Below are 20,864 nucleotides of genomic sequence, written 5' to 3' on the forward strand. Positions count from 1 at the left end.
GGTTAAGAAAATGCGTAAAGAGGCTTTCTAGGGGGATTCTCTCGCTACAGTGAAATTATTGGCAGAGGCGACAGGCGATCGCCCCAGGCCATGTAATTTTAGACAATGGAAAATTCAACTATGCAAGGACTTAACGACTGTCTCCGCCATAAGGTTGCGTATGTGGCGATCGGTGAATTTAAACCTGGACGGTTTGCCCAGGCCCAAACCCTTTATGAAAAAATTGTGTCCAGCTATTCAGAGGGATTTCAAGGGGCTTTTTTGCTACAAAAAATGGGGCCAAACAGTGAGCAAGGCATTGCGATGATCCTTTGGGACAACATCGAGGATATGGATAAAAATCAGACGGAACTCAGCCAAAAAATTATGGCGGAAATGAATCCTCTCTTTGCAGAACCGCCAGAAACAGATTTTTACCAGGTTTGCAGTGAGGTTCAACCATAGGGAAGGAACTTCTTCCGAGCGGCGATCGCCTTTCCCAGGGAAGAACCCCTTCCGGCCTGCGGCCACCTTCCCCAGGGAAGGATTTATTAGCTTTCGGCGGCGAGTTGTTCGAGTTGAGCCTGTTGGTCTTGGGAAATACAAGCCTGGAGCATATCCTCAATATCTCCTTCTAAGGCCGGGGCTAAGGAAAAGTTTTGGCCTAGGCGGTGATCTGTGACGCGATTATCTTTGTAATTGTAGGTGCGAATTTTTTCAGAACGGGCGCCGGTACCCACCTGGGATTTGCGCATGGAACTGACTTCCTCTTGCTGCCGCTGGAGTTCCATCTCATAGAGCTTTGCCCGGAGAATTTGCATTGCCCGCTCTCGGTTCTGTAATTGCGATCGCTCTTCTGTACAAAAAACGCGGATTCCCGTCGGCTTGTGGAACAGGTCAACCGCTGTTTCTACTTTGTTGACGTTTTGTCCCCCGGCCCCACCAGAACGGGCGGTGGTCATCTCAATGTCCTTAGGATCAATTTCTACTTCGACATCATCAACTTCTGGCATCACAGCAATGGTTGCTGTGGAGGTGTGAACCCGCCCCCCAGCTTCGGTAACAGGTACCCGCTGGACTCGGTGGACGCCAGCTTCATATTTTAATTTGCTGTAAACCTGTTCCCCTTGAATTTCTAGGATGACGGCCTTGAAGCCCCCCATGTCGGCGGCCGATTCACTCAGGAGTTTCACCCGCCAGTTTTGACCTTCGGCATAGCGAGAATACATGCGGAGCAGATCCCCAGCCCAAATGCTCGCTTCATCGCCCCCTGTTCCGGCGCGAATTTCTAACATGATGTTCTTTTCGTCGTTGGGATCTTTGGGTAACAGCAGAATCTTCAGACGATTTTCGAGGGTATCAATGGTATTTTCGAGTTCCTCGACTTCTAAAGCCGCCATTTCCTTCATTTCGGGATCTCCAGCGGATTCTTTGAGAATTTCTTTGGCCCCCCGGAGTTCTTCTTGTGCTTCTTTCCACTGATTGAAGGTATTTACTGTTTCTTCGAGGGAGGAGCGAATTTTTGCCACCCGTTGTAGCTCATCGGGGTTCGTCGCGATGTCGGGATCGGCCAGGCGTCGGGTCATTTCCTGGAAGGTTTGTTCGACGGACTTTAGTTTATCGAGTAAGTATGCTTCAGCCATAATGCACAGAACGTTTTTACGCTAGGGGAAGGAAAGAGATCCCTAAAAAACAAAGGAACCCAGCAGGGGGCTGCCGGGTTGGGAAAACTCAAGGAAATACCTATTTCTGGTCGTCGGAATTGTTGCTGAGCATACCGTACTTCCGGAGGAAACGGTCTACACGACCTTCGGTATCGATAATCTTTTGAGTTCCGGTGTAGAAGGGGTGGTTACCAGACCAAATTTCAACGTTGATTTCAGGTTGGGTAGAACCAATCGTCATCACAACTTCACCGTTACAGATGACTTTGGCGTCTGGGTACCATTCGGGATGAATATCAGCTTTGGGCATGGGAATTATTCTCTAATCAATTTAGTTTAATAAAATGCATAAAGGCGATCGCCACAGTAGCCATAACGAACGCCAGACCAAATAAATTAACGCTTGGAGAACTGAGGCGCTTTGCGGGCCTTGTGTAAACCGTACTTTTTCCGTTCCTTACAGCGGGGATCACGGGTCAAATAGCCTTCAATTTTTAGAGGCTGGCGGTTGTCTGGATCCAATTCACACAGCGCACGAGCAACACCCAGCTTCACGGCATCTGCTTGACCAGTCAAGCCACCACCATGGGCATTCACAAGAATGTCATACTCGCTTTCTAGGCCCAGGGTTTCCAGGGGAGACTTTAGCACCGCAAGGTAACCAGGAATCCGGTTGAAATAATCTTCCCCGGAGCGGTTGTTAACAACAACTTTGCCAGAACCAGGTACAAGGCGTACCCGGGCAATGGATGCCTTACGACGACCTGTTCCCCAGTAAATAGGGCGATCTTGAGTTGCAGTTGCGTTCATTAGTTATCTCCTCCGGGAATAGTATTGATGGTCAGAACTTCGGGTTGTTGGGCGGCATGGGGATGTTCAGTCCCAGCATAGACCTTTAGCTTGGTGAACAGACGACGACCGAGGGCATTTTTCGGCAGCATTCCTTTCACTGCTTTTTCGATAATGCGCTCAGGAATCCGGTCTTGCAGCTGATTAAAGGTTTCAACTTTCATCCCACCAGGACGACCGGAGTGACGACGGTAGAGCTTTTGCTCAGGCTTGCGCCCCGTCACAACCACTTTTTCGGCATTCACGACAATCACAAAATCCCCAGTATCCATGTGGGGAGTGTATTCTGCTTTGTTTTTGCCCCGGAGTACTTTGGCAACTTCGCTGGCTAAACGACCCAAGCGTTGGTCAGCAGCATCGACCACGTACCATTTCTGGTCGAGGGTTTCTTGTTTCGGTAAAGGTGTCTTAATCATAAAATTTTTGCGCTAGATGACGCATAAGGAATTCAACTAATGAGTTAGTAGAAAAGTTGGCTGGGTATCAAACCAAATATGGGGTGGAAACAAAGGCTCAGGATAACCAACCCTAAGTAAACATAAGCCTTTTGCTGGGGCTGAATATTTTACAAGGTGTCGCTTCTCATTTTTCCAAATATCTTGGAATTGCGCTAAAGAAAGTTTACCTTGTCCAATGTCCACTAGCATCCCGACCAGTAGGCGAACCATCCCATACAAAAACCCATTGGCTTGAATTTCTATATGAATAAAGGAGCCTCGACGGGAACATTCTGCTGCCTGTACATTGACCCATGCATGGGATCGCTTGGAACCAGTCCGTTGAAAAGCAGCGAGGTGATGTTCACCCAATAGGGGCGTCAGGGCTGCTTGGATGAGAGTCTCATCGAGGGGGGCTTGGTAATAATGCCAAGCATAGGGCTGAATGAACAGGTTTGGGGTTGGGTGGGTATAGATGGTGTATCGATACCGTCGCCATTGGGCAGAAAATTGTGCGTGCCAATCCTGGGAAACTTCGCAAGCACCACGGATATTGATATCGGGTGGCAGGCGATCGTTGAGGATTTTGGCCCATTTATAACCAGGAATTAGGCTTTCACATTCAAAGTGGGCGAATTGTCCGGCGGCATGGACACCGCTATCGGTTCGGCCGGCACCGTGAATTGTGATTTTTTGGCCGACAACGGTGGAGATTGTCTCTTCAATGACGGCTTGCACTGTTCTTTCTGCTGTTTGGCGTTGCCAACCACAAAAGTGAGTTCCGATATATTGGATGACCAACGCGATGCGTTTTCTGGGGTTGGCTTGGGACATGGGCATGGACAGTTGGCAGATTAGTCTGAGTTAGACTAATTCGATAATTGCCATTTCTGCGTTGTCACCGCGACGACGAACGGTGCGCACAACGCGGCTATAGCCCCCCTGGCGATCGCCATAGCGATCTTTTGCTTGGGCGAACAGGGCATGGACAAGATCTTTGTCGTACATATAGCCCAAAGCCCGACGACGGGCAGCCAAGGAACCATCTTTTGCCAAGGTGATCATGCGATCCACTTCAGAACGAACCGCCTTAGCCCGCGCTTTGGTGGTTTTTACTTGGCCATGGCGAATCAGTTGAGTGGTGAGGGCACGTAAGAGGGCCTTCCGTTGATCCGCCGGTCTCCCCAATTCGGGAACGCGACAACCGTGACGCATTTTTTCTTCCTCCCTAGGATGTAAACAGTACAGTCAATGAAAAATCAAATAAATCTAAACTTACTTCGCCGTTTTTTCTTCCGGTAAAGTAATGCCTAAACGGGTTTTGAGGGCATCGATCACTTCTTCGGCTGATTTTTGACCAAAGTTTTTGATTTCTAGCAAATCTTCTTGGCTATAGTCTAAAAGATCAGCGACAGAGTTGATTTGCGCCCGCTTGAGACAGTTGTAAGCCCGTACCGATAGCTGTAATTCTTCGATGGGAATTTGGCTAGTTGGGTCTTCGTCCTCTTGCAACTCATCTTGGATGGCTTCGAGGGTGAGATCCTTGAGGGGATTAAACAGTTCAACGGCGATCGCCGCTGCCTGGGATAATGCTTCCTCTGGCTTAATACTGCCGTTTGTCCAGATTTCGAGAGTTAGGCGATCGCGAACCGCGTCTCCCTCACTATGGATACTATCGACGCTATAGTTCACCTTAGTGACTGGCATGAACACCGCATCAATCTGTAGAAAATCTAAAGCAGTGGCCTCGTCCCGATTCCGCTGAACGGCGCGATAGCTTTTCCCCTTCTCGATCCGAAATTCCATTTCCAGCTTTGCACCATCAGCGAGGGTCGCAATATACTGGGTCGGATCTACGACCTCCACCTCAGAAGGCAGATCAAACTGAGCCGCAGTTACTTGACCAGGGCCAGTGGCTGTTAAGCGGCCAATCTGGGGCTGATGGGTGTAGCTCTTGAGAATGATTTCCTTCATATTGAGGATAATCTCAAGGGCATCTTCCCGCACACCAGGGATCGTCGCGAACTCATGGTTCACGCCACCAATCCGCAGCGCTGTTACGGCGGTTCCTTCTAAGTTAGACAGTAGAATTCGTCTGAGGGAATTGCCGAGGGTTGTTCCTTGACCCCGCTCTAGGGGTTCAAAGACAAACTTGCTATATTGACTTTGATTTTTGTGTGTTTTGCTTTCTACACACTCGATTTGAAACTGTGTCACGCTTTTTCTGATCTCCCGTTTTTCGCGATCTGAGCCAGGCACCAAGCCTTCAGACAAGATGGATATTTACTTGGACTGATTTTCTTGTTGTCAAGAATTCAGTCGCAGAGGATTTATACCCGTCTACGCTTGGGCGGACGACAACCATTGTGGGGAATGGGGGTAACATCGCGAATCAAGGTAATCTCCAAACCAGCGGCTTGTAGAGCACGAATCGCAGTTTCACGACCCGCACCGGGGCCACTCACCATCACTTCGATTTGGCGCATTCCTTGTTCCATTGCGCGGCGAGCTGCGTTATCAGCGGCAGTTTGGGCAGCAAAGGGAGTCCCTTTTTTTGCCCCTTTAAAACCACTTGCACCGGCAGAAGACCAGGACACGGCATCGCCTTTGGTATCGGAGATGGTGACGATTGTGTTGTTAAAGGTGGATTGAATGTGGGCAACACCGTTGGGGATATTCTTTTTAACCTTCTTAGGGCTGCCTTTCTTTTGTCGTGCCATAATTTTAATCTGTAGAAGAATAGGATAAATGCGTAGCTTTGTGAGGTAAAACTCAAGGGATTAACGCGGTGCTTTCTTCTTACCGGCAACAGTGACGCGACGACCACGGCGGGTGCGGGCATTGGTCCGGGTTCTTTGACCACGTACGGGCAAACCTTGGCGATGACGACGGCCCCGGTAGGTGCCGATGTCCACCAGACGCTTGATGTTCATGGACTCTAGACGTCTGAGATCCCCTTCAACTTGGTAGTTGTCGGTAACGTAAGACCGGAGCTTAAGAGCATCTTCGTCAGATAGATCCCTTACTCTGGTGTCGGGGTTTACCCCGGTGTTTGCGATGATCTCCTGGGCTCTTGATAAACCAATGCCATACACATAGGTCAGGGCAATTTCAATGCGTTTATCGCGGGGAAGATCAACACCTGCAATTCGTGCCACGATTTTTTCTCCCTAAATGAACAATTTCAATAATTTATAAGTTACGGAATAAATGCCTCAGCGACTTCTACGGTTTACCCTTGACGTTGCTTGTGCTTGGGATTGGCGCAGATCACCATGACACGACCGCGACGGCGTATCACGCGACATTTATCACACATTTTTTTGACGGATGCTCGAACTTTCATAGGTTTTCAGGTTAGATTTAGCAATTTTCTATATATTGATTCTGCTATGAACCGATTGGCGATTAGCACAAAACTCCGCAAGCTTATCATCATAGCAAGTTTTTTTGCTATTGAATACAAGAAACGGATGGGATTGGCTTATTTTTTTCGGAGTCGGTAGGTGATCCGCCCTTTGGTTAAGTCGTAGGGGGTCAGTTCTACTTTGACGCGATCGCCCGGTAAAATTTTGATGTAATTCCGGCGAATTTTGCCAGAGATGTGGGCAAGCACATTAAAGCCATTGTCCAAGTCAACCCGGAACATAGCGTTGGGAAGGGACTCGGTGACGGTACCTTCCATTTCAATTAGATCTTGTTTAGACAAAACAAATAGATCTCCTAATAAATTTCATCAATCGGCATCGAATTCTAACCAGGAGTTATGAAGCGATCGCCTGCTCTAGGGCGGCGGTAACTTCTTCAAGGGAGCGATCGCCATCGACGGATTTCAGAGAACCCTGTTTTTGGTAGAAGTCAATAACTGGGGCTGTTTGCTCCCGGTAAACTTCTAAACGACGCCGAATGGTCTCCTGGTTGTCATCTTTTCTGCCACGACTTAGTAAGCGTTCTACCAATGTGGCATCGGGAACTTCCAAGTTAAGGGCAACATCACATTGCTGCTTCAGCTCAGTGAGTAAGGTGTTGAGGAACTCGGCTTGGCTCACATTGCGCGGAAAACCATCCAAAATCCAGCCTTGCTGGGCATCTTGCTCCTGTAGTCTTTCGCGAATTAAATTCAGAATCAGACTATCGGGCACTAATTCACCACGATCCACAAACCCCTGGGCCTGTTGGCCAAGTTCTGTTTGGTTGGCGATCGCCGCCCGGAGAATTTCGCCAGTAGAAATGTGGGGGATTCCACAAGATTCTGCCAAAACCTGAGCTTGAGTGCCCTTTCCAGCCCCTGGGGGCCCCAAAAAAATCAACCTTACTCCCTGAGCCATAACGCCTCTATTCCCATCCAAATTGCTTACTAAATCAACAAAGAGTTTAGATATTCCAGCTAATATCTAAACCCTGCTAAAAACACTATTGTTTAACCATGCCTTCATAACGCTGGGAAATAACATAGGTTTGAATTTGCTTGGCTGTGTCAATCGCAACCCCCACCAAGATGAGTAGGGAAGTGGCCCCAAAACCCCGTAGAGTCGTGACCCCTGTCGCCCCTTCTACAAAAGTAGGAACCGTTGCGACTAAGCCAAGGAAAATTGCCCCCAATAGGGTCAAACGATTGATCACTTTTTCGAGGTATTCACTCGTGGCCCGACCAGGACGAATGCCAGGAATACTAGACCCCATCTTCTTCAAGTTCTGGGCCATATCTACCGGATTCACGATCAAAGACGCGTAGAAATAGCTGAAAAAGAGAATCAAAGCGAGATAGACCAACACATAGGGAATTCTGCCCGGTTGTAGCAGTGTCGAAATTGTGGCGATCGCTTGACCAAAGAACCCTTCCCCTGAGCCAGCCAGACCCGCCAAAGAAGAAGGCAGCACCAGAACAGCCGAGGCGAAAATAATCGGCATCACCCCACCCTGATTGAGCCGTAGAGGCAGATAGCTTGTGCGTTCCCGATAGAGCTTACGACCCACCTGACGACGGGCCGAAACAATCGGAATCCGGCGTGTCCCTTCCTGCACAAACACAATCCCGACAATCATGATCAGAAAAACGACCAGCAGCAAAATGACTTTAGCAATCACTGCTCGACCACCAGTCTGGGCAAATTCAATAGTATTGCCTAAAGTTCTTGGTAATACGGCCACAATGTTGACGAAAATCAACAGAGAAGCCCCATTGCCTAAACCTTTTTCGGTAATCAGCTCAGAAATCCACATCACAAAGACAGATCCCGCCGTCAGTGCTAATGTGGTTTCCAACACGAAAGTAAAACCAGGATCTAAAGCATAGGGGCGCAGAATTTGCAGCGTGATCCCAAAACTTTGTAAAGCCGCCCAGCCCACCGTCACATAACGGATAATCTGGGAAATTTTACGACGCCCAGCCTCACCATCATTCTTTTGCATGTCTTCAAGGGCAGGAATAGCCGCCGTCATGAGCTGCATAATAATTGAGGCATTGATGTAGGGAAGGATCCCTAGGGCAAAAATGCCGACAGCGGAAAGACCACCACCGGCAAATACATCTAGAAAGCCCAAGAGAGGAGAATTTTGGATCCCCTCACTTAGGGCCACCCGGTCAATGCCGGGGATTGGAATAAAAACGCCAAACCGAACAAGAACCAAAAGACCAAGGGTAACAAGCAGACGACCCCGAAGGCCAGCGGCTTGTGCCATTTGCATAAAGGTTTCCTGGGCGGTTGGTGTTTTTTCGCGACTGACAACCATAGTGATGTTCTCTTCGGGAGTTTACGTAATGAACAGTTCTAAGAAGTATTAAGCAACCTTGATAAATTCTAACTTAGTGCTTTGTTCCCGAATTTTTCTAGGCTTCACAACTGCCGCCAGCCGCCTCGATTTTTGCTTTAGCGCCGTTAGAAAACGCCGCCGCAGTTACTTTGAGAGCAACGGACAATTCGCCATCACCAAGAACCTTGAGGGGGCCATCGTTGGTTGTGACAATGCCTGCTGCCATTAAGCTTTCAAGGGTAACTTCTGTGTTGGCTGGCAGGTCAGTTAATTGGCCAACATTCACAATGGTGAAGTTTTTCGGATTCACGATGGTGAAGTGCTTTAGCTTCGGTACACGGCGGTAAAGGGGCATTTGTCCCCCTTCAAACCCAGCTTTTGTACCAGTACCAGAACGAGATTTTTGACCCCGCATGCCGAAGCCACAGCTTGCGCCTTGGCCGGCAGCAATGCCACGGCCAACACGACGACGGCGCTTCTTTGATCCCGCTTTAGGGGATAGATTGGATAACTTCATGGTTTTTTTGAGTAAACGTTTTACTAATGTCCTTAGCCCGCCAAATTAGGGTTAGGCATAGATCCGTTCGATAGAAACGCCACGCTCTTGGGCAACGGAGGAGAAACTCCGGAGGTTACCCAATGCATCAACGGTCGCCCGAGCATTGTTCAGGGGGCTACTAGAACCCAATTGTTTGGCGAGAATATTTTTCACACCAGCGAGTTCGAGTACAGTCCGCACAGCACCACCAGCAATTACACCGGTACCGGGAGCAGCGGGACGCATCATTACTTTTGCGCCACCCGCAACGCCATTGATTCGGTGGGTGATAGTGTTGGTTTTTGTTAAAGGAACATCGACAACGTGCTTTTTCGCATCGGAGACACCTTTGCGGACGGCACCGATGACATCTCCTGCTTTACCGACGCCAACACCGACCTTTCCGGTCTCATTGCCAATGACAACAATGGCGCGGAAACTGAGTTTCTTACCACCCTTGACAACTTTGCTGACGCGACGGATTTGAATCACACGCTCTTGCCAGTTTGTTTCTTTTTCTTTGTTCTTTGATGATTTACGACGCTTTGCCATAATTATTTTCCTAATGATTTCATCAACAGCTTAAAAGTCCAGACCGGCTTCTCTTGCGGCATCTGCTAAGGCTTTGACACGACCATGATAAAGGTTACCACCGCGATCAAAGACGACTTTGGTAATGCCTTTTTCGAGGGCGCGCTTGGCAATGAGATTACCGACTGCAGTGGAAGCTGAGATGTTACCACCGGATGCGAGTTCTCCCTTGAGATCTTTGTCGAGGGTAGAAGCAGCTACCAAGGTATGTTGCTTCTCATCGTCAATCACCTGGGCATAGATATGCTTGTGGGAGCGGAATACTGCTAAACGGGGGCGATCGCCAGTCCCTTCGACACGACGGCGAATACGGAAATGACGACGCTGCGTGAGTTGTTTGCGAGTTGCTTTCATCTCTACTTCTTACCTGCCTTACCAGCTTTACGTCTGATGTATTCACCTTGGTAACGGATCCCTTTACCTTTGTAGGGCTCAGGAGGTCTGACAGCACGAACCTTAGCAGCCGTGTTACCCACAACCTCTTTATCAATACCAGAGATGATCACTTGAGTATTTTTTTCACCCATAGCCGCAGTCACGCCTTCAGGCATTTGCATTTCTACGGGCTTACTGTAACCCACATTAAGAGTGAGCTTATTCCCCTGTACCTGGGCCCGATAACCAACACCGATAATTTCGAGTTGTTTGGAATAACCCTGGGAAACGCCCTCGATCATGTTGGCCACGAGGGTGCGGCACAAGCCATGACGTTCACGGGCCGTCCGAGAGTTATCCACGGGGGAGACAACAATGGTGTTGTCTTCTTGGGTGACAGTTACTTTCTCTGGTAATGTCCGCTCAAGGGAACCTTTCGGACCCTTAACCGCAACATTGGCACCATTGAGGGTAACGGTCACTTTGTCGGGGATGGGAATTGGTTTTTTACCAATACGAGACATTCGTTTTTCTCCTGATATCAACTTCAGCCACGATTACCAGACGTAGCAAAGAATTTCACCACCAATACCTTCTTTACGGGCTTGGCGATCTGTCATCACGCCTTTGGAAGTTGAAATAATCGCAATTCCAATCCCACCGAGTACGCGAGGCAAGTCTTTGTGATTACTGTATACCCGAAGCCCCGGCTTACTTACCCGTTGAAGTTTTTGGATAATCGGTTGACGATTACGACCTTTGTACTTCAGGGAAATAACAAGGTGTTTTTCAATCCCTTCACCTGCTTCGGTGTAGTTTTCAATGAAACCTTCGTCCTTCAGCACCTCGGCAATGTTACGGGTCATGCGAGTCATCGGGACTTTTGTGTTGTCATGCTGCACCATGCACGCATTACGGATGCGGGTGAGCATATCGGAAATGGTATCGTTAGCCGCCATTATTACCTTTAATCTCTCCTAAGATTTAGCTTTCACGGAAGGGCATACCCATTTCTCTCAGCAGCGCACGACCTTCTTCATCGGTTCTCGCGGTGGTGATGATGGAAATGTCCATTCCTCGGATTTGATCAATGGAATCGTAGTCAATTTCAGGGAAAATCAGTTGCTCACGAATCCCTAAGCTGTAGTTGCCACGTCCATCAAAACTTTTTGGGCTGATGCCACGGAAGTCACGGATGCGGGGCAGGGCTAAGCTGATGAGACGATCCAAAAAGGAATACATTTTTTCGGAGCGCAGAGTCACCATCACACCGACGGGCATCCCTTCGCGAATTTTGAAGCCGGCGATCGCCTTTTTCGCACGGGTGATTACGGGGCGTTGACCAGTGATGGTTGACAGTTCCTTAATGGAAGACTCCATTGCCTTGGCATTAGAAGAAGCTTCCCCGAGACCCCGGTTCACTGAAATTTTGACAAGCTTGGGCACTTCATGGACATTGCTGTACCCAAACTGCTCCGTTAATTTAGGAACAATACTGTCTTGATAAAGGGTTTTGAGTCTTTGAGACATAGATTTTACGTTTAACCTCCCTGGGCTTGGTCAGGGAAAAACTAAATGTAGATAAAAATTTCAAGAAAAGCCGATTAGTCGATCACTTCACCGGTTTTCTTTAATACACGCACTTTACGGCCATCTTCAGTCAGCTGGTAGCCAATGCGACTAGCGACTTTTTCCTTCTCGGAATAGTGCATCACATTGGAGCTATGGATCGGTGCTTCAAAGGTTTGAATCTGACCCGACTCACCTTCCTGTTGAGGCTTGACATGCTTGGTGCGGATATTGACATCCTTGACTACGACTTTGCTGGATTTGGGCAGAGTCTTAATGACTTCGCCTACTTTGCCTTTGTCGCGACCAGAAATGACTTGAACCGTATCACCCGTTTTCACATGCATTTTGTGACGTGTGGGGGTGGAACTTTTGCGTCCTGCCATGGTTAGATGACCTCCGGTGCAAGGGAAACAATTTTGGTGAAGTTTTTATCCCGTAACTCACGGGCGACGGGACCAAAAACACGAGTGCCTTTCGGATTGCCTTCTGCATTGATAATGACAGCGGCATTGTCATCGAAACGAATACTCATACCGCTAGCACGGCGGAGTGGTTGACGCGTCCGCACGATAACGGCTCGAACGACATCAGATTTTTTGACACCCATGTTGGGAATTGCTTCTTTAACAACAGCGATGATTTGATCGCCGATGCCACCATAACGACAATTCCCTGTACTCAGAACCCGTAAGCACATCAGTTTACGAGCACCGCTATTATCGGCAACATTAAGATAGGTTTGTTGTTGAATCACGGCTTTACGGTAAGGGTAAAGAAAATAGATTAGGGTCAACAGTTAGTAAAAACTATTGGTTGAGGATTTCGGCAATAGTCCAGCGCTTGGTTTTGCTGGTGGGAGGGGTTTCGCGAATACGAACGCGATCACCAACTTTGCACTTATTTTCCTCGTCGTGGGCTTTAAAACGCTTGGTCTTAACCACGATTTTTTTGTATTTCGGGTGGGGAGAGCGGTTTTCCACAGCCACAATCACGGTTTTATCCATTTTGTCGCTGACGACCATTCCCACTCTTTCTTTCGTAGCCATACGAGATTCTGTCTCCTACTTTTACTGAGCTTGGAGTTGTCTTTGGCGCTCGACTGTCATCAACAGGGCGAGACGGTGACGAGCATGCTTGATCTCATGGGTTTTCTCCAGGCGACCAGTACCTTGTTGGAGACGGAGGTCAAACAATTGTTTCTTGACGGCAACGATTTCGTCAGCAAGCTCTTGGTCATTGAGTTTGCGAGCATCTTCAATCTTGGGTAAAGGCATGATTTAGATATACTCCTCGTTGCGGGTGATGAACTTGGTTTTAATCGGCAGCTTTTGGGCCGCAAGGCGCATGGCTTCACGGGCGATTGGCTCAGCGACACCATTCATCTCAAACATGATCCGGCCAGGCTTAACCACAGCAACCCAGAATTCGGGGTTACCTTTACCAGAACCCATACGGGTTTCTGCCGGACGCATGGTGATGGGCTTATCGGGGAAAATTCGGATCCAAATCTTACCACCCCGCTTGATGTAACGGGTCATCGCACGACGGGCGGCTTCGATTTGACGGGCGGTAATCCAACTGGGTTCCACGGCTTGGAGCGCGTAGTCACCAAATTGAATGTTGTTGCCGCGATACGCCATTCCCCGCATGCGACCGCGATGCTGCTTCCGGAATTTTGTACGTTTTGGACTTAGCATTGTTTCCTAAAGGGTAAACAGTGAGGGTAGAAAATTAAATTGCCAGTAGTTGGGCAATTTATTGTTCGCTACGGTCTTCAAACTGCTGACGTCGGGATTTACGACGGGGCAGAGGGGCAGCATTAGCGGCAGAAGTTTCTTCTTGACCCGGAATAATTTCGCCTTTGAAGATCCAAACTTTAATCCCAAGAATTCCGTAAATGGTTTGGGCAGTTTTGTAAGAGTAGTCGATGTCAGCGCGGAGTGTGTGTAGGGGAACACGCCCTTCACGTACCCACTCTGTCCGGGCAATTTCTGCACCGTTTAAGCGACCACTTACTTGGATTTTGATCCCTTGAACTTCCGCTCTTTGGGCCCGTTGAACGGCTTGGCGAACAACCCGACGGAAGGATACCCGTCGCTCAAGTTGCTGAACAATATATTCAGCGATGAGGGCAGCGTCGGCGTCAACGCGGTTAACTTCGACAACGTTGATGCGGATTTGGCGCTGATCGCCAAGGACATCCTGGAGACCCGTTCTGAGGGCTTCGATGCCAGAACCACCACGGCCAACGACAACACCGGGCCGGGCAGTGTGAATCTCTAGGTCAACTTGATCAGCTTTACGCTCGATCAAAACTTTGGAGATACCAGCGTTATTGAGGTTTGCATCAATGTGCTGGCGGATTTTGTAGTCTTCCTGCACGAGGGCAGGGTATTGTTTGGGGTCGGCGTACCAACGGGAGAGGTGCTCTTTTGTAATCCCCAAACGGAAACCAACTGGATGAATTTTCTGTCCCACGGTTTGTTCCTTTTGATGTTTACGATCTACGACAGGTTAGGAGTACTATTCGGCAGAACCAGGGGCCACAGCAACGGTGATGTGACAGGTGGGCTTACGAATTTGATAAGCACGTCCTTGGGCCCGGGGGCGGAACCGCTTCAACACGGGGCCAGCATCAGCAAAGGCTGCACTAACAACGAGATCGGCGGGGTCTAACCCTTCGTTATGTTCCGCATTAGCAACGGCAGATCGTAAAACCTTCAGTACAGGTTCACAAGCGCGATAGGGCATAAATTCGAGAATGATCAAGGCTTCGCGGTAGCTACGGCCACGAATCTGATCGAGGACTCGTCTGACCTTGATCGGAGACATCCGAATATAGCGGGCGATCGCCTTGACTTCAGTTTGAGTATCGATAGTCATTGTTTTCTTTAACCCTTATCGACGTGCTTTCTTATCACTCTTGGCATGGCCCTTGAAGGTCCGTGTGGGGGCAAATTCTCCCAGCTTGTGACCTACCATTTGCTCAGACACAAAAACAGGCACATGTTGGCGACCGTTGTGAACAGCGATCGTGTGACCCACCATCTGAGGCAAAATTGTCGATGCCCGTGACCAAGTTTTAATCACTTGCTTATCACCGGAAGCATTGAGCTTCTCGATTTTTTTTAGGAGGCTGTCCGCAATGAACGGACCCTTTTTCAGTGAACGACCCATAGTTTCTTACAGAGTGTGATGAACAAAAATAGATAATTAACGGCGACGGCGCACAATCAAAGAGCTACTTTGCTTCTTCTTCTTGCGAGTCTTCTTACCGAGGGCAGGTTTACCCCAAGGCGTCACAGGGCCACTGCGACCGATGGGTGCTCTACCCTCACCACCACCATGGGGGTGATCTACCGGGTTCATAACACTACCGCGGACTTGGGGCCGACGTCCCAGGTGACGAGTTCTCCCCGCTTTCCCGAGCTTCAAGTTCCGAGCTTCAGCATTGCCCACCTTGCCGATGGTGGCATAGCATTCTTTGCGAACCATCCGGACTTCCTTCGAAGGCAGCTTGATGGTGACATAATCACCCTCTTTAGCAACCAACTGAGCAAAAGCCCCCGCAGAACGGACCATCTGGCCACCACGACCGGCATAAAGCTCGATGTTGTGGATTTCAGTACCGAGAGGGATTTTGTAGAGCGGTAAAGCATTGCCGATTTCGTAGGGCGCTTCTTCCCCAGCGATAATCGTGTCACCGACGCCAAGACCAGCCGGTTGCAGAATGTAGCGTTTTTCGCCATCTTCATACTGCACTAGGGCAATCCGAGCATTCCGGTTTGGATCGTACTCAATCGCGGTCACCTGGGCGGTAATATCCCGCTTATCACGGCGAAAATCGATCAGACGATAAAGGCGTTTATGGCCACCACCCCGGTGACGACAAGTGATCACACCACGGTTGTTACGGCCTTTTTTGCGGTGTTTGTATTTGGTAAGAGATTTTTCCGGTTTGGATTTGGTAATCTCCGAAAAGTCAGAGACCGTAGCCTGACGAGTTCCCGGAGTATATGGTCTAAATGAACGAATACCCATGATTTATTCAAGTGAATGACGACTATACTTCTGGGAACAATGTGATTGTATCCCCTTCTGCCAAGGTGATGACTGCCCGCTTGTACTGGGGCTTAAAGCCCATAAAGCGACCGACGCGCTTTTTCTTGCGGGGTGGCCGGCTGGTGTTGACCTTAACAACTTTGACTTCAAACAGAGTTTCAATGGCTGCTTTGATGTCGGTTTTTGTTGCTTTGAGGGCAACATCAAACACATATTTGTTGTCTTCAAGCAGAATTGTCGCCTTTTCACTAACAATGGGCTTGAGAATTAGATCGGCGAGGTCACGGGTTGGAACCCGGCTCGCGGTAGGCATTCTACTAGTCATTGTAAACCTCCTGGATTTTAGCCAGTGCTTCGGAGGTGACTACGATTTTGCCAGCGTTAAGAATATCAAAAATATTCAAACCATCGGCAGGAACCATTTTCACAGAAGCAATGTTGCGGGCAGAGAGATATACGTTGTCAGTCATCTCAGCAAGTACAAGGAGTACTTTTTCACCAGATGCGACGCCCCAGCGGGTCATGGCATTGACCAACTCTTTGGTTTTGGGAGCGGCAAATTGCTCGGCAAAGTTTTCAACGACGATGAGATCTTCGTTCCGGCTGTGGAAAGCGGTACGAAGTGCTAAACGACGCTCCTTGCGGTTCATTTTGAGGTTGTATTCTTTGGGTTTGGGGCCAAAGATGACACCGCCACCTTTCCATAATGGGGAACGGATTGAACCAGCTCTTGCCCGGCCAGTTCCTTTTTGACGCCAAGGTTTGCGTCCACCCCCACGGACTTCTGCACGGGTTTTCGTGGAAGAAGTTCCCTGACGTGCGTTATTTAGCTGACGTACAAGGGCGCGGTGGACAATATGTGCGGCATTTTCTTCTTTGGCAACTTTGAAGTCGAGGTTGGCTTGGCCAACTTCTTCTCCTTGCCAATTTTTTACTGCGCAGTTAACCATAGTGATGAAGTATCGGATTATCGGTTATCAGCTAATGAAATAAATAAAGCTGTGGCTTTTCGTAAAGGGGTTGTAAATGGCGATCGCCACGCAAGCCCAATTACTTTTGGCCCACAATATTGCTCGGAGCAATACTTAATAAATTGCCGGCTTTGCCAGGAATTGCACCTTTGATCAGCAATAAATTCTTTTCTTCGTCAACGCGAACGACTTCGAGTTTACGGACGGTGATCTTGGTCCCACCATAACGACCCGCCATGCGCTTACCGGGATAAACGCGACCGGGAGTCGTCCCTGCACCGGTAGAACCGGGGAGACGGTGGTTCTTAGAACCGTGGGTCATGTTGCCTCGCTTAAAGTTATGGCGTTTTTGATAACCAGCGAAACCACGACCAATGGTATTTCCAGAAACATCGACAACTTGGCCGGCCTCAAAAATATTCGCAGTGATCGCTTGGCCAAGTTCATAGCCAGAAACGTCATCGAGGCGATATTCCTTGAGGTGGCGGAGGGGGGCAGCATCTGCTTTTTTGAGATGCCCCAGTTGAGGCTTCGTTAAGTTCTTTTCCTTAACATCTCCGTAGCCGATTTGCACGGAGGTGTAGCCATCTGTTTCGGAGGTTTTGATTTGGGTGACGGTACAGGGCCCTGCTTGGACAACGGTAACAGGAATCGCAGTTCCGGTTTCGTTATCAAAGATTTGGGTCATACCGAGTTTAGTACCGAGGATACCGAGTGACACGGAACAGAGACCTCTATCTACTAATAGACAACATTAAAAGGTGAGTAGAAATAATATGAACCGCTCCCGAAAGAGTTGTGGTTCTTGTCTTCTACTCTTGGATATTCAGAGTGTTTTATGGCTCTGAAAGGTTTTTGCCTACAGGTAGGTGTGCTACGTTTTACCCAAGACTTAAAGCGCTTGCTTCAGTATCTTGCTGTAACTGCAGGAGGGGGGCTGTCGCTTGGGGCGATCGCCTAAAAGTTGTGACCGAAAAATGCAGCCTGAGGGAAGCCTGTTTCTGGGTTGAACCGATGCGATGAACAAGGGGGCAGGGGTTCTATGCTTCGTCAGGAAACTTCGTATAACTGGTTACATTTAGCCACAAGCGAGCATTATAAGCGGAGAAAGTGAGCCTTGGCAAGGGGCACATCAGAAAAACATGACAGTTCTTAATTCTTGAGACAGAGATTGACGCTTTGAAGGAGATTTTTGGGAGTTCAAGGAACCAGGGGCGATCGCCAATGCTGTCTAGGATCGGGGCCAGCATAAAGTGTTACGATTGCCACAGAACGAAGAAAAGTGATCATAAACAAAAGGACAACACGCAATAATGCAAGAACATATTCAGTCGATTTCTTTCGATGGGCGAGAAATTCGACTAAAAACAGGTTTGTTTGCGCCTCAGGCCGGCGGGTCAGTTTTAATTGAATCAGGAGATACAGCGGTTTTAGTCAGTGCAACGACAGCCCCTGGCAGACAAGGAATTGACTTTCTACCTTTGTTGGTAGATTACGAAGAACGGTTATACGCAGCAGGACGAATTCCCGGTGGTTATTTAAGAAGAGAAGGCCGCCCCCCAGAACGGGCAACGCTCATTTCGCGCCTCATTGACCGACCGATGCGCCCGCTATTTCCCCAGTGGTTGCGGGACGATATTCAGATTGTCGCTACAACGCTCTCCCTCGATGAAGAGGTACCGCCGGATGTCCTCGCTGTGACGGGGGCTTCTGTGGCCACATTGCTCGCGGGTTTACCTTTCTACGGGCCGATGGCTGCCGTCCGGGTTGGTCTGGTGGGGGATGATTTTATCCTCAATCCCACGTACCGAGAAATGATGAATGGGGATTTAGACCTCGTAGTTGCTGGCACCCCCGACGGTGTGATCATGGTTGAGGCCGGAGCCAATCAGTTGCCAGAAGCGGACATGATCGAGGCGATTGATTTCGCCTACGAGGCGATCCAAGAGTTGATCGAAGCCCAACGCGCGCTGATGAAGGAACTTGGCGTTGAAATGGTCAGCGCTGAGCCACCTGCTAAGGATGAGGAACTCGAAAAATTCATTGGCGATCGCACCACGGACAAGATCAAAAAAGTCTTGAGTCAATTTGATCTCGATAAAAATGGTCGCGATGCCGCCCTCGATGAAATCAAAGCAACAGAAATCATTGAGGCCATCGAAGCTCTGCCGGAAGATGCACCACTGCGGCTGAAAACCACAGAAGAGCCGAAGCTCATTGATAATACCTTCAAGGCGCTGACGAAAAAGCTGATGCGGAGCCAAATCGTCGAAGATGGGGTTCGGGTTGATGGTCGTAAATTGGATCAAGTGCGCCCCATTTCCTGCCGCACTGCTGTGTTACCGAGAGCCGTCCATGGTAGCGGTTTATTTAACCGAGGTCTGACCCAAGTTTTATCCATTGCTACCCTCGGAACGCCTGGTGATGCCCAAGAGATGGACGATTTACATCCCTCCGACGAAAAGCGCTACTTGCACCATTACAATTTCCCCCCCTACTCCGTGGGTGAAACTCGCCCAATGCGATCGCCTGGCCGCCGGGAGATTGGCCACGGTGCCTTGGCCGAACGCGCCCTTTTACCCGTATTGCCGCCGAAGGATGAATTTCCTTATGTCATTCGGGTCGTTTCTGAAGTCTTATCTTCCAACGGATCCACCTCCATGGGTTCTGTTTGTGGCTCTACCCTCGCATTGATGGATGCTGGGGTGCCCATTGCCAAGCCCGTGAGTGGTGCCGCGATGGGGCTGATCAAAGAAGGCAAAGAAGTCCGCATCCTCACCGATATCCAGGGGATTGAAGACTTCCTCGGCGACATGGACTTTAAGGTTGCCGGGACAGCTGACGGAATTACCGCCCTCCAGATGGACATGAAGATCACTGGCCTAGCCGTTGAAGTGGTCGCAGAAGCGATTAAGCAAGCTTTACCCGCTCGTCTCCATATCCTCGAAAAGATGACCGATGTCATTGCTGAGCCGAAGGAGTTGTCCCCGGCTGCTCCCCGTCTACTCACCATTAAGATTGATCCTGATTTAATTGGGATGGTCATTGGCCCCGGTGGTAAAACCATTAAGGGGATTACCGAACAAACCCGTGCCAAGGTGGATATTGCCGATGACGGTACCGTAACGATCGCCTCCTCTGAATCGGAAAATGCCGAAAAAGCCAAGCGGCTGATCGTAAACATGACCCGCAAGCTCAATGAAGGGGATGTATATTTCGGTAAAGTCACCCGTATTATTCAGATCGGTGCCTTTGTGGAAATTATGCCGGGTAAAGAAGGGATGATTCACATTTCGCAACTGGCAGAAGGCCGCGTGGGCAAAGTCGAAGATGAAGTTGCTGTCGGTGATGAAGTGGTGGTTAAAGTGCGCGAAATTGATAACAAAGGACGCATTAATCTCACCCGCCTAGGGATCCATCCTGATGAAGCAGCCGCTGCTCGGGTTGCTGCTCAATAAAAATATAAAACATCACTATTTTTCGGTGTTGTGATTTAATGTAATTTCCCTCAAGTGACTTGGGGGATTTTTTTTGTTTGGCACCAGAATTTATCGTTGTCAAATGGTCGGAAGAATAGACTAACCGATCAAATTGTTTCAAGGTAAGAAATTTTCAACAAAAGGTTAAGATTAGACTTTAAGAAAGTGTAATTTTCAGGGAAGCTAAATTAGATACAAGCTGGTTTGCTAGAAACTGCCACACTCTAGGGTAACCATCGCGATCGCTTTAAAGTTATTCAGGGTATGGATCGTCCCCACGCTGCACCTCAATTTTCTCAAACCCCTTTTCAACGGGTGACAACTGGGTCAATCTTTTTTCTAATCACTATAGTGATTGCGATTTGTGGCTATATGTTGTTTGGTTGGACGGCCCTAGAATCCTTTTATATAGTCGTAATCACGGTGTTTGGGGTGGGATGTGGAGAAGTAAACCCCCTGGAGACGCCGCCGGAAAAACTGTTTACGATTTTTGTCATCTTAGCGGGGACATCAGCGGCCATCATTGACTTCAAAAAAAGATCTGGATATGATTTAAGGCGTTATCATTGTGTGAATTAATCAATTAGCTGTTG

At 48.9% G+C, this 20,864-nt stretch carries 34 protein-coding genes; 3 read left to right on the top strand and 31 right to left on the bottom strand.

From position 1 onward, the window contains the following. Positions 1 to 120: 120 nt before the first annotated feature. On the top strand, positions 121 to 444 hold the full coding sequence (locus AACQ84_RS05255; protein ID WP_012306661.1) for a hypothetical protein: 324 nt from the start codon (positions 121 to 123) through the stop codon (positions 442 to 444). An 86-nt stretch (positions 445 to 530) separates the two neighbouring features. Here AACQ84_RS05255 and prfA read toward each other — a convergent pair whose 3' ends face one another. From prfA to rplC, 31 genes are all read right to left on the bottom strand, one after another. After that, positions 531 to 1,622, bottom strand: a complete 1,092-nt coding sequence (prfA, locus tag AACQ84_RS05260) for a peptide chain release factor 1 (RefSeq protein WP_012306662.1) — start codon at positions 1,620 to 1,622, stop codon at positions 531 to 533. Between the two features lie 100 nt (positions 1,623 to 1,722). Continuing rightward, on the bottom strand, positions 1,723 to 1,953 hold the full coding sequence (gene rpmE, locus AACQ84_RS05265; protein WP_012306663.1) for a 50S ribosomal protein L31: 231 nt from the start codon (positions 1,951 to 1,953) through the stop codon (positions 1,723 to 1,725). Positions 1,954 to 2,039: 86 nt separating this feature from the next. Further along, a complete protein-coding gene (gene rpsI / locus AACQ84_RS05270) occupies positions 2,040 to 2,453 on the bottom strand; it encodes a 30S ribosomal protein S9 (protein ID WP_012306664.1) in 414 nt (137 codons plus the stop codon). Then, positions 2,453 to 2,908 (bottom strand): 50S ribosomal protein L13, encoded by a 456-nt coding sequence (gene rplM / locus AACQ84_RS05275; RefSeq protein ID WP_012306665.1) that lies wholly within the window; start codon positions 2,906 to 2,908, stop codon positions 2,453 to 2,455. Before rplM ends, rpsI begins: the two co-directional genes overlap by 1 nt. A gap of 36 nt (positions 2,909 to 2,944) precedes the next feature. Continuing rightward, complete coding sequence (gene truA / locus AACQ84_RS05280; RefSeq protein ID WP_012306666.1) at positions 2,945 to 3,769, bottom strand: tRNA pseudouridine(38-40) synthase TruA; 825 nt, start codon at positions 3,767 to 3,769, stop codon at positions 2,945 to 2,947. Positions 3,770 to 3,793: 24 nt separating this feature from the next. Further along, entirely contained in the window at positions 3,794 to 4,144 is a 351-nt protein-coding gene (gene rplQ / locus AACQ84_RS05285; RefSeq protein ID WP_012306667.1) for a 50S ribosomal protein L17, read from the bottom strand. 60 nt (positions 4,145 to 4,204) lie between these two features. Continuing rightward, the gene (locus AACQ84_RS05290) at positions 4,205 to 5,146 is read right to left on the bottom strand and encodes a DNA-directed RNA polymerase subunit alpha (protein WP_012306668.1); all 942 of its coding nucleotides are present in this window, start codon (positions 5,144 to 5,146) and stop codon (positions 4,205 to 4,207) included. A 113-nt stretch (positions 5,147 to 5,259) separates the two neighbouring features. Further along, a complete protein-coding gene (gene rpsK / locus AACQ84_RS05295) occupies positions 5,260 to 5,649 on the bottom strand; it encodes a 30S ribosomal protein S11 (protein ID WP_012306669.1) in 390 nt (129 codons plus the stop codon). Between the two features lie 60 nt (positions 5,650 to 5,709). Beyond that, positions 5,710 to 6,087 (bottom strand): 30S ribosomal protein S13, encoded by a 378-nt coding sequence (gene rpsM / locus AACQ84_RS05300; protein WP_012306670.1) that lies wholly within the window; start codon positions 6,085 to 6,087, stop codon positions 5,710 to 5,712. A gap of 74 nt (positions 6,088 to 6,161) precedes the next feature. Next, on the bottom strand, positions 6,162 to 6,275 hold the full coding sequence (rpmJ, locus tag AACQ84_RS05305; protein ID WP_071819462.1) for a 50S ribosomal protein L36: 114 nt from the start codon (positions 6,273 to 6,275) through the stop codon (positions 6,162 to 6,164). 138 nt (positions 6,276 to 6,413) lie between these two features. Further along, positions 6,414 to 6,638, bottom strand: coding sequence for a translation initiation factor IF-1 (infA, locus tag AACQ84_RS05310; protein ID WP_006276978.1), 225 nt, complete (start codon positions 6,636 to 6,638; stop codon positions 6,414 to 6,416). A 55-nt stretch (positions 6,639 to 6,693) separates the two neighbouring features. Continuing rightward, complete coding sequence (locus AACQ84_RS05315; protein ID WP_012306671.1) at positions 6,694 to 7,257, bottom strand: adenylate kinase; 564 nt, start codon at positions 7,255 to 7,257, stop codon at positions 6,694 to 6,696. Between the two features lie 85 nt (positions 7,258 to 7,342). Further along, the gene (secY, locus tag AACQ84_RS05320) at positions 7,343 to 8,662 is read right to left on the bottom strand and encodes a preprotein translocase subunit SecY (protein ID WP_012306672.1); all 1,320 of its coding nucleotides are present in this window, start codon (positions 8,660 to 8,662) and stop codon (positions 7,343 to 7,345) included. Positions 8,663 to 8,759: 97 nt separating this feature from the next. Next, entirely contained in the window at positions 8,760 to 9,200 is a 441-nt protein-coding gene (gene rplO / locus AACQ84_RS05325) for a 50S ribosomal protein L15 (protein WP_012306673.1), read from the bottom strand. Positions 9,201 to 9,251: 51 nt separating this feature from the next. Beyond that, positions 9,252 to 9,773, bottom strand: a complete 522-nt coding sequence (rpsE, locus tag AACQ84_RS05330) for a 30S ribosomal protein S5 (protein ID WP_012306674.1) — start codon at positions 9,771 to 9,773, stop codon at positions 9,252 to 9,254. Positions 9,774 to 9,803: 30 nt separating this feature from the next. Continuing rightward, positions 9,804 to 10,166 carry a 50S ribosomal protein L18 gene (gene rplR, locus AACQ84_RS05335; protein WP_012306675.1) on the bottom strand — a complete coding sequence of 121 codons (363 nt, stop codon included), beginning with the start codon at positions 10,164 to 10,166 and terminating at the stop codon, positions 9,804 to 9,806. A 2-nt stretch (positions 10,167 to 10,168) separates the two neighbouring features. Further along, on the bottom strand, positions 10,169 to 10,711 hold the full coding sequence (rplF, locus tag AACQ84_RS05340) for a 50S ribosomal protein L6 (protein ID WP_012306676.1): 543 nt from the start codon (positions 10,709 to 10,711) through the stop codon (positions 10,169 to 10,171). Positions 10,712 to 10,744: 33 nt separating this feature from the next. Continuing rightward, positions 10,745 to 11,146: a 30S ribosomal protein S8 gene (gene rpsH / locus AACQ84_RS05345; RefSeq protein ID WP_012306677.1), complete on the bottom strand. Its 402-nt coding sequence runs from the start codon at positions 11,144 to 11,146 to the stop codon at positions 10,745 to 10,747. A gap of 25 nt (positions 11,147 to 11,171) precedes the next feature. Further along, positions 11,172 to 11,717, bottom strand: a complete 546-nt coding sequence (rplE, locus tag AACQ84_RS05350) for a 50S ribosomal protein L5 (RefSeq protein ID WP_012306678.1) — start codon at positions 11,715 to 11,717, stop codon at positions 11,172 to 11,174. 74 nt (positions 11,718 to 11,791) lie between these two features. Next, a complete protein-coding gene (gene rplX, locus AACQ84_RS05355) occupies positions 11,792 to 12,142 on the bottom strand; it encodes a 50S ribosomal protein L24 (RefSeq protein WP_012306679.1) in 351 nt (116 codons plus the stop codon). Positions 12,143 to 12,144: 2 nt separating this feature from the next. Beyond that, positions 12,145 to 12,513 (bottom strand): 50S ribosomal protein L14, encoded by a 369-nt coding sequence (rplN, locus tag AACQ84_RS05360; RefSeq protein WP_012306680.1) that lies wholly within the window; start codon positions 12,511 to 12,513, stop codon positions 12,145 to 12,147. Between the two features lie 52 nt (positions 12,514 to 12,565). Continuing rightward, entirely contained in the window at positions 12,566 to 12,805 is a 240-nt protein-coding gene (gene rpsQ / locus AACQ84_RS05365) for a 30S ribosomal protein S17 (protein ID WP_012306681.1), read from the bottom strand. 21 nt (positions 12,806 to 12,826) lie between these two features. Then, positions 12,827 to 13,033, bottom strand: a complete 207-nt coding sequence (rpmC, locus tag AACQ84_RS05370) for a 50S ribosomal protein L29 (RefSeq protein ID WP_012306682.1) — start codon at positions 13,031 to 13,033, stop codon at positions 12,827 to 12,829. Between the two features lie 3 nt (positions 13,034 to 13,036). Further along, a complete protein-coding gene (gene rplP, locus AACQ84_RS05375; RefSeq protein WP_012306683.1) occupies positions 13,037 to 13,456 on the bottom strand; it encodes a 50S ribosomal protein L16 in 420 nt (139 codons plus the stop codon). 58 nt (positions 13,457 to 13,514) lie between these two features. Then, entirely contained in the window at positions 13,515 to 14,237 is a 723-nt protein-coding gene (gene rpsC / locus AACQ84_RS05380) for a 30S ribosomal protein S3 (RefSeq protein ID WP_012306684.1), read from the bottom strand. Positions 14,238 to 14,282: 45 nt separating this feature from the next. Beyond that, positions 14,283 to 14,642, bottom strand: coding sequence for a 50S ribosomal protein L22 (gene rplV / locus AACQ84_RS05385; protein WP_012306685.1), 360 nt, complete (start codon positions 14,640 to 14,642; stop codon positions 14,283 to 14,285). Between the two features lie 15 nt (positions 14,643 to 14,657). Further along, the gene (gene rpsS / locus AACQ84_RS05390) at positions 14,658 to 14,936 is read right to left on the bottom strand and encodes a 30S ribosomal protein S19 (RefSeq protein ID WP_012306686.1); all 279 of its coding nucleotides are present in this window, start codon (positions 14,934 to 14,936) and stop codon (positions 14,658 to 14,660) included. Between the two features lie 36 nt (positions 14,937 to 14,972). After that, on the bottom strand, positions 14,973 to 15,800 hold the full coding sequence (gene rplB / locus AACQ84_RS05395; protein ID WP_012306687.1) for a 50S ribosomal protein L2: 828 nt from the start codon (positions 15,798 to 15,800) through the stop codon (positions 14,973 to 14,975). A 22-nt stretch (positions 15,801 to 15,822) separates the two neighbouring features. Next, on the bottom strand, positions 15,823 to 16,134 hold the full coding sequence (locus AACQ84_RS05400; protein ID WP_030006191.1) for a 50S ribosomal protein L23: 312 nt from the start codon (positions 16,132 to 16,134) through the stop codon (positions 15,823 to 15,825). Positions 16,135 to 16,138: 4 nt separating this feature from the next. Next, complete coding sequence (gene rplD / locus AACQ84_RS05405) at positions 16,139 to 16,771, bottom strand: 50S ribosomal protein L4 (protein WP_012306689.1); 633 nt, start codon at positions 16,769 to 16,771, stop codon at positions 16,139 to 16,141. 100 nt (positions 16,772 to 16,871) lie between these two features. Further along, a complete protein-coding gene (gene rplC, locus AACQ84_RS05410; protein WP_012306690.1) occupies positions 16,872 to 17,513 on the bottom strand; it encodes a 50S ribosomal protein L3 in 642 nt (213 codons plus the stop codon). A gap of 592 nt (positions 17,514 to 18,105) precedes the next feature. Between rplC and AACQ84_RS05415 the strand changes: the two genes are divergently transcribed. Both AACQ84_RS05415 and AACQ84_RS05420 read left to right on the top strand, forming a co-directional pair. Then, positions 18,106 to 20,250 carry a polyribonucleotide nucleotidyltransferase gene (locus tag AACQ84_RS05415; protein ID WP_012306691.1) on the top strand — a complete coding sequence of 715 codons (2,145 nt, stop codon included), beginning with the start codon at positions 18,106 to 18,108 and terminating at the stop codon, positions 20,248 to 20,250. 285 nt (positions 20,251 to 20,535) lie between these two features. After that, positions 20,536 to 20,850 (top strand): ion channel, encoded by a 315-nt coding sequence (locus AACQ84_RS05420; RefSeq protein ID WP_012306692.1) that lies wholly within the window; start codon positions 20,536 to 20,538, stop codon positions 20,848 to 20,850. The last annotated feature ends 14 nt before the right edge of the window (positions 20,851 to 20,864 follow it).

This window comes from Picosynechococcus sp. PCC 7002, assembly GCF_963860125.1.
Classification (GTDB): domain Bacteria; phylum Cyanobacteriota; class Cyanobacteriia; order Cyanobacteriales; family MRBY01; genus MRBY01.